This is a genomic window from Kitasatospora sp. RG8 (assembly GCF_017813315.1).
Classification (GTDB): Bacteria; Actinomycetota; Actinomycetes; order Streptomycetales; family Streptomycetaceae; genus Kitasatospora.
Window position 1 is genome coordinate 166,077 of sequence record NZ_JAGIYX010000011.1, and the last position, 14,065, is coordinate 180,141.

A 14,065-nucleotide genomic window follows, 5' to 3' on the forward strand; every position below is an offset into this window, starting at 1 on the left:
GATAGTTTTGAATTCGATAGATATGGGGGTGCCGCAGTGCGGCGTACCTGGCTGAGGCGGGTGCTCGGCGCCCTGCTGGCTCTGGTGTTGACGGCCGGCGCGGCGGTCGCCTGGGTGGCCTACCAGAACAGCTACGACCTGCGCGAACAGCGCGTCACGATCACCGGTGGCGTCCAGCCGCTGGACGGTGTGCTCGCCCGGCCGGAGAGTGGCGACGGGCCGTTCGGCCTCGTCGTCTTCGTCCACGGCGACGGGCCGGCCGACGCCACCCGGGACACGTTCTACCGCCCGATCTGGGAGTCCCTGGCCCGGGCCGGCTACGCCTCGCTGTCGTGGAACAAGCCCGGCGTCGCAGGCGCCCCCGGTGACTGGCTCGACCAGAGCATGGACGACCGGGCCGCCGAGACCGCCGCCGCCATCGCCTGGGCCAGGGCCCAGCCCGGCATCGACCCCGGCCGGATCGGTCTCTGGGGCATCAGCCAGGCCGGCTGGGTCCTGCCCAAGGTCGCCAACCGGGTGCCCGACGTCCGGTTCGTGATCGCCGCCTCCCCGGCCGTCAACTGGCTCCGGCAGGGCCGCTACAACCTGCTCGCCGAACTCGCCGACGAGCACGCCCCGCAGGCCCGCGTCGACGCCGAACTCGCCCGCCGCGAACGGGTCGACGAGCAACTGCGCAAGGGTGCGACGTACGAGCAGGCGCGGGCCGCCGTCGGTGCGGACCTCGGCGACCTGACGCCCGCGCGCTGGCGGTTCATCGGCCGGAACTTCACCGTCGACGCCACCGCCGACCTGGCCGCGCTGAAGGTGCCCGTGCTGCTGGTCCTCGGCGGCCGGGACCGCAACGTCGACGTCGCCGACACCGAGGCCGGCTACCGCCGGCTCCTCACCGCCCCGGGCCAGTTGACCGTCCACAGCTACCCGGTCGCCACCCACGGGCTGGCACACCCGTACGCCGAGGACGGCTCGGTCCGCGGCCTGCTCACCGCCGTGGCCGCGCCGCGGTCGGTCTACGTCGACGGCTACCTGGACGACCTGCGCCGCTACCTGGAGTCCACCGCACCGACGGGAGTGCACCGATGAGGATCCTCGCCCTCGGCGGCGCCGGGGCCACGGGCGCGGCCGCCGTCCGCGCGGCCGTCGCGCTGCCCGGCGTCCGCGAAGTCGTCGTGGCCGACCGTGATCTGGCGGCGGCCGGCCGGCTCGCCGGCGAACTCCGCCTCGGCGGACCGGCGTTGTCGGCGCAGCAGGTCGACGTCACGGACGCCGGACAGCTCGACCGGGCCCTCGGCGCCGCCGACGTCGTGCTCAACACGGTGGGCCCCTACTACCGGTTCGGGCCGGCCGTGCTCGCCGCGGCGATCCGCGCCCGCACCCACTACCTGGACCTCTGCGACGACTGGGAGCCGACCGTCCGGATGCTCGAACTGGACGGCGAGGCCCGGAGGTCGGGTGTCACGGCCGTGCTCGGCATGGGCGCCAGCCCCGGCGTCTCCAACCTGCTCGCCGCGCTGGCGGCGGAGCGGCTCGACACCGTCCACGACCTGTACACGGCCTGGCCGGTGGACGTCCCCGACACCGGTGAGGAGCTGACCGGGCCGGACGGGAGGGCGGGCGCCGCCGCCGTCCACTGGATGGAGCAGATCAGCGGCACCGTCGCCGTGGTCGAGCGGGCGCGGCTGGTGCAGCGGCGCCCGCTGCGGCCGGTCACGCTCGCGCTGCCGGGCGGCCGGGCCGGGACGGCCTACACCGTGGGCCACCCCGAACCGGTCACCCTGCACCGCAGCCTCGCGCCCACCGGGAACGCGGCCTGCCTGATGGTGGTCACCCGGGGCACCGTCGCCTTCCTGGACGGGTTGCGGCGCGACCTCGACCGGGGGCGGCTGGACAACGAGTCCGCGGCGGCCCTACTGGCCGGCCCCCCGCTCGGGCGCGCCCTGACCGCGGGCGTCCGGGCCGCCGGGCTCCGCGGCCCGGGCGGCCTGCCGCCGTTCTTCGCCGCCGCCACCGGGCTGCGCGACGGCCGGCCGCTCGGCGTCCTCGCCCGCCCCGCCGAGGACCCGCCGCGCCTGCTCGCCGACATGGCCCTTGCCACGGGTGTCCCGCTCGCCCTCGGCCTCGCGCAGCTGCTGGACGGGACGGCCCGTCGGCCGGGTGTCCACCCGCCGGAGGCCGTCGTCGACGCGGCGCGGTTCTTCCGCGACCTGGAGCCCTGGTCCCCGGGGGGCGTGGTGGTCGAGGAGGTGGCCGGAGGGCGGTGACGGGGCGGGCCCCCTGTCGTCCGCCGCGAAAGGCCCCGGAGCCGGGCCCGTCCGCCGCGAAGGGTCCGGAGCCGGACGAGGGGCGGGCCCCTGCCGAGGGCGGGCGCGGTGCCCGTCCGTCCGCGGCGCTCACGGGCGGGGGTCGGCGCTCCCGGGGAGGAGGAGCGCCCGGTCCTGCCAGGCGCGCTCCCACTGGCGGGTGAGCGCCGGGTAGACGATCAGGTAGCGGAACGGTGCGATGAGCGCCATGTACAGCCGCCCGAACCGGCCGTTCGGCTTGACCAGGACCGCCATCCGCAGTTCGTGGCCGCCGTCGCCGGTCGGCACCCAGCCCAGGTGCATCAGCGTGTGGACGGTCTTGTTCGCCAGTTCGCGGACGGCCTCGTCGGGGAGCTCGTAGACGGGGGTGAGCGGCATGTCGCCGGAGTCGGAGCCGGCCACGGTCTCGCGGAGGTCCCGCGGCAGGCGGTCGCAGAGCGACGGGACCCGCGACCCGAGGCCCGTGTCGGGCCTGTCCCACCCGAGGAGGGCGCCGAGCTTCCAGCGCACCGCGAAGAGGAAGCGGACCGGAGGGCTCTGCCGGTCGAACCCGCCGCCCGCCCGCATCGCGTCGAGCATCACGGGGAAGTCGTCCGGCCCGGCCCCGGGGGTGCGGTACGACCACACGTCCTCGACCCGGAAGTCACGGGCGAACTCGTGGACCCGCCAGGGCCGATCGGTGTGGGCTTCGACAGGAAGTTTCATGGCCGGTGCCGCCTTTCCCGCTCGGGGCGCCGTCTGCCGCCCCCGTTTTATACGCTTGCGTACAAGACGAGGCTAGACCCGGATATACGGCGGTTGCGTATATCCGGCGACGAGTGAGGTGGGACACACCGTGGGCACTGCTCGCACTCCGCGCGACCGATGGGTGGAGGAAGGCCTGGCCGCACTGGCGGAGGGCGGTCCGGACGCCGTCCGGATCGAGGTGCTGGCGAGGCGGCTCGGCGTCACCAAGGGCGGGTTCTACGGGTACTTCGCCGACCGTGACGCGCTGCTGGAGACGATGCTGGACACCTGGGAGCGGGAGAGCACCGACGAGGTGATCGACCGGGTCGAACGCGAGGGGGGCGACGCGAGGACCAAGGCCCGGCGCGCGGGCGTGCTCACCTTCTCCAACGACCGCCTGCGCCCGATCGACCTGGCGGTCCGGGACTGGGCCCGGCGCGACGCGGCCGTCGCCGAGCGCCTGCGACGGGTGGACAACCGGCGGATGGCCCTGCTGCGCGAGATGATCGGCACCCTCTGTCCCGACCCCGACGAGGTCGAGGCCCGCAGCCTGATCGCCTTCTGCGTGGCGATCGCGCACCACAACGTCGCCGCCGACCACGAGGGCCGCACCCGCGCCGAGGTCCTCGCCCGCGCCACCGACCTGATGTTCGCACCCGGCCACGGAAGGCCTGACGGGCAGCCGTCCTGACGGCCTGTCCGCTCGGGGGCCGGTCGGAGGTCGGCCGGGGGCGAGGCCGGGAGTCGGCGGCCGGGGCCGGCGGTCGAGGTCGCCTGCCGGCCCGGTCGGTGCCGGCCCGTTCGGTGCCGGCCTGTTCGGCGGGCGGCCCACGCCGTGGCCGCCCGCGTCGTCGGCCCGGGGGAGCCGCCGCGCCCACGGGCGGCCGGCTCACCGTGCCCGGGCGAGGAAGAGGTCGCTGAAGTGGTCCATGGCGATCCGGCCGCCGTGTGCGTCCAGGACGTGGGCCGTCTCCGCGAGGACCTGCCCGCGCCGGCCGGAGGGCAGGGCGCGGTAGGCCGAGAGCGAGGCCAGCAGGTCCAGGTAGCCGTCGGTGTCGTAGGACCGGTCCTGCCGGTACCGGACGGCACGCAGGTCGGTGAACCGGCCGTCCCGGCGGCACTCCGCCTCCGGCCAGCCGTCCGGTCCGAGCGAGCTGCCGGGCACCTCGCCGAAGGAGGACGCCGGCACGCCGTGCGGCGTGTTGGCCATCCCGTGCCGGCGGTCGACCTCGGCGAGAGCGGCCTGCAACCGCGCATCGCGGACCCGGTGCGGGTTCCAGAACAGTGCGAGCGCGCCACCGGGTGCGAGGGCGCCGTGGGCGAGGTCCCAGCGACGCTGCGGGTCCACCCAGTGCCAGGACGAGGCGGCGAGGAGCAGGCCGAAGCGACGCCCGCCCGGCCGCCAGTCCTCGAAGCGGCCGGACCGGACCCGGACGGCGGGAAACCGCGCGGTGTTCCGGCGCAGGACCTCGGCCATGCGCGGGTCGGGCTCGATGCACACGAGCGGAGTGCCCGGTTCGGCGAACGGCACGGTGGCCTTTCCGGTACCCGCGCCGACCTCCACCGCCGTACGGTCGCCCAGGGCCGCGTACGCCAGCACCTCCGTGACCAGCGCGTCCGAGTACCCCGGCCGGGCCGTGTCGTAGAGCTCGGCCACCTCGCCGAACAGCTGGGCGCGCGCCCTGTCGACCTGTTCCCCCGCGGCCACGCGCACTCCTCTCCCCGGTCGGCGAGCGGCCACTCTACCGACCCTCCGTGGCAGTTGGGCCCCTCAGGGCCGTGATCACCGTCCGGTCAGTTCGAGGGCCCGTCGAGCGAGCCACAGGTCGTGGACGGCGGTCGGGGGGCGCGTCAGGGAGCGCTGGAGTAACACTTCGGCCCGTGCCAGCCGCTTGCGGACGGCGGACTCCGAGAGGGACAGCGCCCCGGCGGTGGGGCCGATGCGAGCGTCCAGGTGCAACCAGGTGCCGATCGTCTCCGCGACGGGGGTCGTGTGGCCGGTGTCCTCAAGGGGGCGGAACTGCCGGTGCGCCCAGGACACGACGCGCGGCAGGACGAGGAGCTCGTCCAGGGACGGTGCCGGTCGGCCTTCCCCCGTGCCGTCGCCACTCCTGCGGGACGCGGTGCGGTCGGCCGCCGCGTGGAGGGCGAGGGCCAGGGCGGACTGGTCGGCGAGCCGGGTCAGGTCCAGGCGGAGCAGCTCCTGCACGTGGGCCAGGCGTGCGGCCAGGGTGTTGCGGTGGATGTTCAGTGCGGTGGCGGCTCCGGAGGAGAACCGGAGCCACGCGCCGGCGGTGGCCAGGAGCTGTGTGCCGTCCGGATCCTGCGTGCGCCTGGGAAGGTGCGATCGCACCGAGGAGAGGAAGGAAGCGGACCAGGCCGCCACGGCGGGCCCGATGGTGAGTGCGAGGTCCGGTTCCCCCGCGAAGGTGGACAGCCGGCTGGTGCGGTGGCGTGCGGCGGCCAGGGCGTGGAACGCCTGGGCGTAGCCGGTGGCGGTCTCCCGCAGGTGCAGGGGATTGCTCACCCCGAGCCGGAGGCGCTCGGCTGTCGAACCGTGGGTCGCCCAGGCCGGGAGGGCGGCGGTCGGGCAGGGGGGCGGGGGCGCGAGGACGAGCATGTGGTCGTTGTAGACGGGACACGGCACGACCCACGCGTCCTTGCTCGTCTCGGCTATCCGGAGGGCGAGTTCGCTGCGCGCCTCGTGCGGCCCTTCGACGACGTACATCTGCATGACCTCGGGCAGGGTGGGCCGGAGTGCTCCCGCGACGTCCTGGGCGATCGCCGTCTGACCGTCCATCAGGAGGCGCAGGACCGCTTCCCTCGTCCTGGTGTCCGCGGTGCGGAGCCGTTGCCGGCTCCGCCGTGCGTCCTCGGCGTGCCACGTGAGGCTGAGGATGGAGACCGCATCCGCGAGCAGGACCGGAAGTTCGGGCGCCGCGGGCCGGCGGGCCACCGCCGCGAGGAGGGGCGCGCGGAGAGTCCGGTCGTTGTCGAGGACGAGGATGAAGCACGTGAGTTCGCCCTGGTCGATGACGGCCGACTGCAGCCCTCGCTCGGCCATGTCTCCGGCTCCGCGCAGGCACGCGGCCCGCGCGGTGTCGTCCGACGGGAACGTTCCCGCCCTGGCCGCGGTGCCCGAAGGGTTCATCAGGAAGACGTCCGCCGAGGTGCGGTTGGCCAGCCATCGCAGCACCTGTGGTGTCCCGCCCTTGCGGCCGGCCTGGTGCATGGCCAGGATGTCGTCCGCCCGGCCGGTTCGCCCGGCCGGTGATGACATGTCTGGAATGAGATCGCTCTGCACAGTTTCCCCCCGCGCATTCCGTACTGACGGCCGCAGACTATGGGATCACTGTGCACTCCGGCACCGTCCGAACCCGGTTGCTGTGCAACTCCGCACTGTGTCCGTTCCGGTGCTGCCATAAATTCGACGACAGGTCCGCGCGCGGCGTCCGGTGTGCGGCGGAACGCAGGGCGCCGCGCAGGGACCGGTAGAGCACGGGGGCGATCTTCGCCGTTATCGGCATTCCACGAGGGAGACATGAAGGTATTCCAGAGGTCATTCACCGCGCCCGCCGCCCACCGGCCCGGGCGCCCGGTGCGGGGCGGCGGGAGAGTCGTGCGGCACGGCACCCTCGAAGTCCCCGACAGCGCGTGGGCAGAGGAGACCGCCGGCAGGCGCGGTAAGCGTCCGACGGTGTACCGGCAGGGGTGGATCCACGTCGATCCCCGCTCCAACCCCGTCAATTGGCGGCACGCAGTGACCCACTGACGGGAGCCGCTGCGAACCGGGCAACCGGCGGACGAATTCCCGCGCCGGGCAGAACCGGAACCCATGGTGCCATGTGCACCGCGGCCGGCCGCGCATTCGATGGCGCGACGGGTTCTCCCGAATGACGGCCCTTCATCAGTGACGGTCTCGATCGCCACGTCGCCGGGGAAAGCGACGTGCTCCTCGAGCTGTCCATTCGCTCGCCCGTAGCGCCACGGTGCGATCGACTGCGCGCGGAATGGCTCCCTGCCGATCGGCGCCGCGGTACGGGGCCCGTGGCCCATCGGCACCACCTCTCACAAGAGTTCAACCCATCGACAAGACAAGGGGTACCCACATGCCCAGCAAGCGCGTCACCCGTGCTGTCACAGCGCTCCTCGTAGCAGGTCTTGCCTCCGCCGTCCTCACCGCCGTGCCGGCCCAGGCCGAAACGACGCCGCAGAGCGTCGCCTCGGTGAACGCGACCCTCGACGGGGACGTGGGCGGCGCCGGCCAGGGCCCGATCACGCCGAGCGAGCCGGGCACCGCCCCGTGGGCCTCCGCCACCTCCAACGTGAGCGCACCGAGCCTGACGCGCAGTCAGGTCATCAACCGGGCGGCCTCGTGGGTCGACATCGGTCTGAAGTACAACGGGGAGGGCTCCTACCAGGGCTACCGCACGGACTGCTCCGGGTACGTCTCCATGGCCTGGAAGTTGAGCTACTCGCTGACCACCCCCGAATTCGTCCCCACCGGGGTGACCTCCCGGATCGGCAAGGAGGACCTCAAGCCGGGCGACGCGCTGCTGAACGACGCCTACGGGAACGACGGACACATCGTCCTCTTCGAGCGCTGGGTCGACAGCTCCCACAACTCCTACATGGGCTACGAGTTCAGCGGAAGCGGTGTCCATCACCGGGAAATCCCGTACCCCTACTTCCCGGGCACTCGTGGCAACCCCTACAGGCCGGTCCGCAACAACAGCATCGTCGACGACGCCACGCCGACGCCGCCGAAGCCGACGGCGAACAACCGGACGCTGGAGACGATCCAGGGCGGAGCGCTGCACGAGGTCTACACCAAGGGTTCCGCTTGGCACGACAGCCCGGTGCCGGGTGTGGGGAACCTGAGTGCGCTGGCCTTCGCCTACAGTCCGTCGGGTCAGCGGGTGATCGAGGCTGTGGAGAACGGTGCGTTGCACGAGATCTACACGGCCGCCGACGGCTGGCACGACGAGGCCGTTCCGGTTTCCGGGACGATCGACTCCCTGGCCTTCGCCTTCGACCCGAACACCGGGCACCGGGTGATCGAGGCGGTCGAGGGCGGGACGATCCACGAGATCTACACGGACTCGAACGGATGGCACGAGGACGTGATCCCGGGTGTGGCGAACGTGAGCGCGCTGGACATCGCCTACAGTCCGGCGGGTCGGCGGGTGATCCAGGCGGTCGAGAACGGTGCGCTGCACGAGATCTACGCCGACTCCGACGGCTGGCACGACAACGTCGTTCCGGGCGTGGGCGGGAACATCAGTGCGCTCGGGTTCGCGTTCAACAAGGCGACCGGGCAGCGGGTCATCGAGGCGGTCGGGGGCGGCGTGCTGCACGAGATCTACTCCGACGGCGAGGCCTGGCGCGACAACGTCGTTCCGGGAGTGAGCGGCAACATCACCTCCGTCTCGGTCAAGGTCAAGGCGACCGGCGACCGCGTCGTGGAGCTCGTCAACGACGGTGTGCTGCACGAGGTCTACAGCGACTCCACCGGCTGGCACGACAACGTCGTCCCCGGTACCGCGGGCAGCGCCAGCGCGGTCTCCTTCGACCTCACCCTCTGACCGGTCCGTCCCGGGTGCCCGGTGCGAAGCGCGTGCCGGGCACCTCGCGACCGCCCTCCGGCGTACTCGCCCGTGCCTGCCGGCGTATTCGTCCGCGCCTGCCGGTGTACTCGCCGCGCCGGGCGGACCGTCAACCGAGCCCACTCCAAGGAACATCCATGCCCATGCAGCGCACCCGCTCCCGCTCCCGCCTGAGCAGCGTGCTCGCCCTCGGCGCCGCCGTCTCGCTGGCCCCGGCGACCTTGGCCGCCACCGCCGGTTCCGCGACCGCGGCCTCCGTGGCCACCTGGGACAAGGTCGCGCAGTGCGAGAGCGGCGGCGACTGGTCGATAGTCTCCTCCACGAGCCCCCGTTACTACGGCGGCCTCCAGTTCCTCCAGTCCACCTGGATCGCCAACGGCGGTGGCCAGTACGCGCCTTACGCCAACCAGGCCACCAAGCAGCAGCAGATCCTGATCGCCGAGAAGGTCCTCGCCTCCCAGGGCCAGAACGCCTGGCCGGTCTGCGGCCCCAGGGCCGGCCTCGGGGCCGACCACGCGAACCCGTACCCGGACAACCCGGGGCCGGTGACCCCGCCGAAGCCGGAGCCCAGGACGCTGACCTGGTACCTGTCGGACAACGCGGCGTCCGCCGTGTCCACCCGCCCGGCCTTCGGCTTCGGGAACACGCCGATGATCCCGCTGGCGGGTGACTTCGACGGGGACGGCACGGACACGCAGGCGGCCTACGATCCGACGACCTCGACGTTCTTCCTGGCGAACTCGGGCAGCGCGGCGCAGTCGACGCTGGTGTTCGGCAACCCGGGCAACCGCCCCGTGCTGGGCCGCTGGGACGGCACCACCTCGCAGCTCGGCGTCTACATGCCCGACACCGCCAAGTTCTACCTCCGCCACGCCAACGGTGACGTGACCTCCTTCGCCTTCGGCAACGGCGGCGACTGGAAGCCCGTCGCCGGCGACTGGGACGGCAACGGAACCGTGACGGTCGGTCTCTACGACCCGGCCACCAGCACCTTCTACCTGCGCAACAGCAACACCGAGGGCCCCGCCGACCGGACCGTCACCTTCGGCAACCCCAACAGCATCCCCCTGGCCGGGGACTGGGACCACTCAGGCCGCACCGAAGTCGGCGTCTACATGCCCGGCAACCACACCTTCTACTTCCGCCACGACGACGGCACGGTCACCTCCGTCAGCTACGGCAACGCCGGCGACACCCCCGTCACCGGCGACTGGGACGGCGACGGCCGCGCCACCCAGGGCGTCATCCACTCGTGATCAACCGAGCGCACTCGTGATCAACCAGCGGTCCGACAGCCTTGGTCCTGATCCCCGGGGCCGGGCGGTCGTGCTCCACCGGGGTCCGGGCGGACGGGTTCGGCCCCGTCCGACCGGGCCGTGATCGCGCAGGGCCCCGACCGGCACGCCGGTCGGGGCCCTCACGCGTGTCGACGGAAGGTCACTGAGTCCCCATCAGAGGTCCGGCCCGGCGCAGACGGGCAGGACGGGAACCGCCAGGTGATCGTGTGATTTGATGTCCGCTGATGATCTTCGAGGTGAAGAGCGCAACGGGGGCACCTGATGGACAACAAGCTGAAGCAGTACGGACGCAATCTCGCACTGGCGGGGACCGTCGCCGCGCTCGCCCTGGGGACGGGGGCGTGCAGTTCCGGCGGCGCCGGGGCGGCGTTCAGCGCCGGCGTGGCGCTGTCGGAGCCGAACCAGGTGCGGGACGCGCTGCCGAGCTCGATCTCGCTCCCCTCGGGGTGGCGACTCGCCCCGGGCGCGAACCCGCCGAAGGCCATCGAGCAGGCGGAGGCGTCCAGCACCTGCCGGAAGAAGCTGTCGAGCAGCTGCTCCGGTCTCCAATTGGGCGGCACCGTCCGGTACGAGCAGGCTTCCAACACCGACAACGACATCCGCTTCACCATGCTGACCTTCGACACCCCGGAGAACGCCGGCCCCGCCTTCGAGGCGATGGTGGGGTCGCTGGAGAAGAGCGACAGCAACGCGCACCGGATCAGCCTGAAGACGGGCGCCGAGCAGTCGCAGGGCTTCGAGCGGCCCGCCGAGTCGGATGACTCCTCGCATCCCGTCGTCGCCTCGGCCATGGCGATGCGGGTCGGAACCGTCGTGGTCCTGATCGAGCTCGACGAGGACGAGCGCGACCACAAGACGCTGCAGCAGTTCACCGCGCTCCAGGTGGAACGGATCAGGCGGGTCCAGCAGGGCAAGAACCCCGACGCCTGACCGGACGTCTGACCGGACGCTTGAGCGGGCGCCTGACGCCCGCTCGGCGAACACCCGGGTGACAGCCGGGACGGACCAGGACGGCCGGGACGGCCGCGTCGTCGTCCCCGGACCGGGCCCCCGCAGACGGTCCGTCCGACCTTCCGCTGCCACCGGCGCCGGTAGCCTTGCGGGCACCGGCCGGACGGCGGGTGTGCGGGGGAGTGGTGGATCGTGCGCGTGGGACGGGCCGGGCGGGTCGAGGAGTTGTCGCTCCATGAGCTGGCCTACCTGGCCGGCGGGCCGTGGCGGGTGGCCGAGACCGCGCTGGTGCGGATGCTCCTCACGGCCCGGGTGGAGATCGACCGGCACGGCATGGTCCGGGTGGTCCGGCCCCGCCCCCGCGACGAGGTGGAGGCCGTCCTGCTCGCCGCGCTCGGCCCCTCCGGCACCGGCTGGCTCGGCGCCCCGCGCGCCGCGTTCGGCCCCAGCGCGCCCGCCCGGGACCTGGAGGCGCGCCTACGGAGCCGTGGTCTGCTGGTCGGCGGCGGCACTGCGGTCACCGGCGGGCGTTCGCTCAGGCTGCCGACCGCCGTGGTCGTCCCGCTGTTGATCGTGGTCTCGGTCGTCACCGCCCGGACGGCCGTGACGGTCCTCGGGGCGGACCCGGGCGCCGCCATGGTGCTGAGCAGCCTCGTTGCCCTTCTGGTCGCGGTCGCCCTGACCCGCCGTACGTCGCACCCCGACCCGTACGAGCGGCCCGCCCCCCGTGTGCTTCCCCTTCTCGCCGCGCTGCGGGCGGGCGAGCCACTCCCTCCGGGCTGGCACCTCCCGGAGGACGCCCCCACTCCCACGGGCCGCACCACCTGGGCCGCCCTGGCCGTGACCGGTGTGGGAGCCCTCCGCCGCCGCCGCCTCACCGCCGCCTTCCACGGCGGCCATGCTTGGCCCCCGCCCCGCAGGGACTCCCGACCGGTCGCCGGACGAAGCCGGGCGGATGTCGTCCGCCCGGCCGGCTCGCCCGGCCGGCCATGAGAGGTCCGGAACACCGTCGCTCGGCATGATCACCCCTGCCGGATCCCTGCGCGCGGCCGCAGATCACGGGATCACTGTGCACTTCGGCACCGTTCGGCCCTGGTTGCTGTGCAACTCCGCACTCCGCCGACCCTGTTGTCGCCATAGATTCGACCAGCGATCGCACAGAGGCGCCCGGCGTGCGTCGGAACGCGGGGCACCATGCGGGGATCGCCGGACCACGGGGCCGGCGATCCTCCGCAGATGAAGCCGCCTTCTGGTGGGTCGGCGGCCCTGACGATCCGAATCGCCACGTCGACGGGGTGTGACGTGCCCTTCGGGTGCCCCGGGCGCCACAGCACCAGCTGCGGGCGGGGCGAGCTCTGTTTCTGCCGGTGTCCCCGGCGCGGGGCCGACCGGCACCCGCCCCCTTCCACGAGGCTTCCAACCTTCTCCGAAGCGAGGAACGCCCGGTCGATGTCACCGGCCAGGTCCGAGAGGTCGAAGACCCAGCCGTCATCACCGAGGACTGCCGGAACCTCTTCCCCGCCGGTCCGATCCGCAGTGGCTTCACGCCCTGACTCCCGTCACAGGTCTGCAGGCCGGGACTCTTCACCGAGCCAACACATCGGATGTATCCGTGACGCCATGACCGCACGAGTGTTGGCCACCCACCGCAAGAAGTCCTCCGACGCCTGTCGGCGACCGTTGCGGGCAGGGGTTCCGACAGTACCCTAACTGTTCATCAAAGCTCCAGCCCTCAGGGGTGATAGCAGTCCTTGCGGCCCGGGGTGGAAGCCCGCACGTTGCGGTTGAGATTCGTCCGAAGTTTCCCTATTGTCAGCCGGGTGCCAAGCTCATAAGGTCCTCGTGATCGCAAGGCATCCGATGATTGCGGAGGGCCCGATCCGGCGTGCCTGCCACGAATCCCCACATCCAGGAACGGCCTCCCTCCTGTATGACGGCCGGGAAGGGCAGTCCGGCTCAACCACCCCCGCCTCACTTCCGGGGACAGGCCTCTCGGTCCCCACCACACCGGCTCCCCGCCCCCGCAGGGGAGCCGGTCATCCCAGCCAAGGAGATCAGCACGATGAACCCTCGCTCCTCCAGAATCGCGGCCACGGCCGCTGCCGTGGTCGTCCTGGCGGGGCTCGCCACGGGCTGCAACCGCGGCAGCGACTCGAACGCGTCCGCCGCCGGCGGGAAGCCGGCCATCGGTGTCGACCTGCCGCGTGCGGACTCCGACTTCTGGAACTCCTACGCGCAGTACGTCAAGCAGGACGCCTCCGCGCAGGGCCTGAACACCCTGCCGGTGAGCAACTCGCAGAACGACGTCACCAAGCTGGTCGCCAACGTCCAGGTCTTCCAGAACACCGGCGCCAAGGCCGTCGTCATGGCCCCGCAGGACACCGGTGCGATCGCCTCCACCCTCGACCAGCTGTCCGCCAAGAAGATCCCGGTGGTCAGCGTCGACACCCGCCCCGACAAGGGCAACGTCTACATGGTGGTGCGCGCCGACAACAGGGCCTACGGCACCAAGGCCTGCGAGTTCCTGGGCCAGCAGCTGGGCGGCAAGGGCAAGGTCGCCGAACTCCAGGGCGCGCTGAGCTCCGTCAACGGCCGCGACCGCTCCGAGGCGTTCGCCGCCTGCATGAAGGAGAAGTTCCCCGGCATCGAGGTGATCGAGCTGGCCACCGACTGGAAGGGCGACGTCGCCTCCGCCAAGCTCCAGTCCACCCTGGCCGCCAACCCGGACCTCGGCGGCATCTACATGCAGGCCGGCGGCGTGTTCCTGCAGCCCACCCTCGCCCTGCTCCAGCAGAAGGGCCTGCTCAAGCCCGCCGGCCAGAGCGGCCACATCGCGATCGTCTCCAACGACGGCATCCCGCAGGAGTTCGACGCGATCCGCAAGGGCGACATCGACGCCACCGTCTCCCAGCCCGCCGACCTCTACGCCAAGTACGCCCTGTACTACGCGCAGGCCGCCGCCGAGGGCAAGACCTTCCAGCCCGGGCCCACCGACCACCAGTCGACCATCATCTCCCTGCCCAACGGCCTGGAGGACCAGCTCCCCGCACCCCTGGTCACCAAGGACAACGTCGACGACAAGTCCCTCTGGGGCAACGGCGTCGGCAAGTAACCCCACCGGCTCATCGTCGGCGGCGGCCCCGCACTCCCCCCCTTCCCGGGGCCGCCGCCGACGGATCCTGCGGAA

11 protein-coding genes are annotated in these 14,065 nt (G+C 72.5%); 8 read left to right on the plus strand and 3 right to left on the minus strand.

What is annotated here, in order from left to right; genetic code table 11:
- Positions 1–36 precede the first annotated feature (36 nt).
- Positions 37–1,080: a serine aminopeptidase domain-containing protein gene (locus J5Y04_RS18840; RefSeq protein ID WP_307853188.1), complete on the plus strand. Its 1,044-nt coding sequence runs from the start codon at positions 37–39 to the stop codon at positions 1,078–1,080.
- The gene (locus J5Y04_RS18845) at positions 1,077–2,258 is read left to right on the plus strand and encodes a saccharopine dehydrogenase family protein (protein WP_209413209.1); all 1,182 of its coding nucleotides are present in this window, start codon (positions 1,077–1,079) and stop codon (positions 2,256–2,258) included. Before J5Y04_RS18840 ends, J5Y04_RS18845 begins: the two co-directional genes overlap by 4 nt.
- A gap of 129 nt (positions 2,259–2,387) precedes the next feature.
- Here J5Y04_RS18845 and J5Y04_RS18850 read toward each other — a convergent pair whose 3' ends face one another.
- On the minus strand, positions 2,388–3,002 hold the full coding sequence (locus J5Y04_RS18850; protein WP_209413210.1) for a DUF2867 domain-containing protein: 615 nt from the start codon (positions 3,000–3,002) through the stop codon (positions 2,388–2,390).
- Between the two features lie 130 nt (positions 3,003–3,132).
- Here J5Y04_RS18850 and J5Y04_RS18855 point away from each other — a divergent pair, with 130 nt between their 5' ends.
- Positions 3,133–3,714: a TetR/AcrR family transcriptional regulator gene (locus J5Y04_RS18855; protein ID WP_307853189.1), complete on the plus strand. Its 582-nt coding sequence runs from the start codon at positions 3,133–3,135 to the stop codon at positions 3,712–3,714.
- A gap of 198 nt (positions 3,715–3,912) precedes the next feature.
- On the opposite strand, the gene J5Y04_RS18860 is transcribed toward J5Y04_RS18855, so the two are convergent.
- Both J5Y04_RS18860 and J5Y04_RS18865 read right to left on the minus strand, forming a co-directional pair.
- Entirely contained in the window at positions 3,913–4,731 is an 819-nt protein-coding gene (locus J5Y04_RS18860) for a trans-aconitate 2-methyltransferase (protein WP_209413212.1), read from the minus strand.
- Between the two features lie 75 nt (positions 4,732–4,806).
- Entirely contained in the window at positions 4,807–6,303 is a 1,497-nt protein-coding gene (locus J5Y04_RS18865; RefSeq protein ID WP_209413213.1) for a helix-turn-helix domain-containing protein, read from the minus strand.
- Positions 6,304–7,132: 829 nt separating this feature from the next.
- On the opposite strand from J5Y04_RS18865, the gene J5Y04_RS18870 reads away from it, so the two are divergent.
- The 5 genes from J5Y04_RS18870 (at position 7,133) to J5Y04_RS18890 (ending at position 13,990) form a co-directional block, all read left to right on the plus strand.
- Positions 7,133–8,608, plus strand: a complete 1,476-nt coding sequence (locus tag J5Y04_RS18870; protein WP_209413214.1) for a hypothetical protein — start codon at positions 7,133–7,135, stop codon at positions 8,606–8,608.
- A 158-nt stretch (positions 8,609–8,766) separates the two neighbouring features.
- Positions 8,767–9,885, plus strand: a complete 1,119-nt coding sequence (locus tag J5Y04_RS43240; protein ID WP_305852851.1) for a transglycosylase family protein — start codon at positions 8,767–8,769, stop codon at positions 9,883–9,885.
- A 303-nt stretch (positions 9,886–10,188) separates the two neighbouring features.
- Positions 10,189–10,857: a hypothetical protein gene (locus tag J5Y04_RS18880; RefSeq protein WP_209413215.1), complete on the plus strand. Its 669-nt coding sequence runs from the start codon at positions 10,189–10,191 to the stop codon at positions 10,855–10,857.
- Between the two features lie 213 nt (positions 10,858–11,070).
- Positions 11,071–11,871, plus strand: coding sequence for a TIGR04222 domain-containing membrane protein (locus tag J5Y04_RS18885; protein WP_209413216.1), 801 nt, complete (start codon positions 11,071–11,073; stop codon positions 11,869–11,871).
- Between the two features lie 1,069 nt (positions 11,872–12,940).
- Positions 12,941–13,990, plus strand: coding sequence for a sugar ABC transporter substrate-binding protein (locus J5Y04_RS18890; RefSeq protein WP_209413217.1), 1,050 nt, complete (start codon positions 12,941–12,943; stop codon positions 13,988–13,990).
- Positions 13,991–14,065: the final 75 nt, after the last annotated feature.

Bases quoted from the DNA above. Each gene is read 5' to 3' on its own strand.
- J5Y04_RS18870 (WP_209413214.1), top strand. From the start codon at position 7,133: ATGCCCAGCAAGCGCGTCACCCGTGCTGTCACAGCGCTCCTCGTAGCA.
- J5Y04_RS18865 (WP_209413213.1), bottom strand. From the start codon at position 6,303: ATGTCATCACCGGCCGGGCGAACCGGCCGGGCGGACGACATCCTGGCC.
- J5Y04_RS43240 (WP_305852851.1), top strand. From the start codon at position 8,767: ATGCCCATGCAGCGCACCCGCTCCCGCTCCCGCCTGAGCAGCGTGCTC.
- J5Y04_RS18845 (WP_209413209.1), top strand. From the start codon at position 1,077: ATGAGGATCCTCGCCCTCGGCGGCGCCGGGGCCACGGGCGCGGCCGCC.
- J5Y04_RS18880 (WP_209413215.1), top strand. From the start codon at position 10,189: ATGGACAACAAGCTGAAGCAGTACGGACGCAATCTCGCACTGGCGGGG.
- J5Y04_RS18890 (WP_209413217.1), top strand. From the start codon at position 12,941: ATGAACCCTCGCTCCTCCAGAATCGCGGCCACGGCCGCTGCCGTGGTC.
- J5Y04_RS18850 (WP_209413210.1), bottom strand. From the start codon at position 3,002: ATGAAACTTCCTGTCGAAGCCCACACCGATCGGCCCTGGCGGGTCCAC.